1 protein-coding gene is annotated in these 588 nt (G+C 66.2%); it reads left to right on the top strand.

Annotated features, from left to right (window positions below; all coding sequences use genetic code 11):
• On the top strand, nt 1–588 hold a 588-nt coding region (locus tag AC1DS5_RS25315; RefSeq protein WP_477720996.1), incomplete at both ends, for a pyridoxal phosphate-dependent aminotransferase.

The following is a 588-nucleotide window of genomic DNA, read 5'->3' as shown; positions in this document are numbered from 1 at the left end:
CATGGAAGTCGGGCAGCCGGCAGCGCCCGCGCCCAAGGTGGCCATCGAGGCTGCGCAGGCCGCGCTGGCGCACGGGCGGATCGAATATACCGCCGCGCTTGGCATCCCCTCGCTGCGTGCGCGGATCTCCAGGCATTACCGCGACGTCTATGGCTGCACGGTCGATCCGGAGCAGATCGTGGTGACTACCGGCTCCTCCGGCGCGTTCATCCTGTCCTTCCTGGCCCTGTTCGAGCCCGGCGACCGCGTCGCCGTCACCGTGCCTGGCTATCCGCCGTATCGGCACATCCTCACCGCGCTGGGCTGCGAGCCGGTGCTGATCGAGACCCATGCCGACAAGCGGCACGCCTTGACCGCCGAGGATCTGCTCGCCGCGCATCGTGAAAAGCCGCTGAAGGGCGTGCTGGTCGCGAGTCCGGCCAATCCTACGGGCACCATGATGTCGCGCGAAGCGCTCACCAGCCTGATCCACGCGGCAGATGATGCGGGCATTCGCTTCATCTCGGATGAGATTTATCACGGTCTCGATTATGCATTTCCCGCAGTGACCGCGGCGGAGCTGTCGCCGAACGCGCTGGTCATCAATTC

It is taken from the genome of Polaromonas sp. P4_H1, assembly GCF_056400945.1.
The sequence above is the reverse complement of the archived record's forward strand: the minus strand, read 5'-3'. Positions and strand labels throughout refer to the sequence as shown.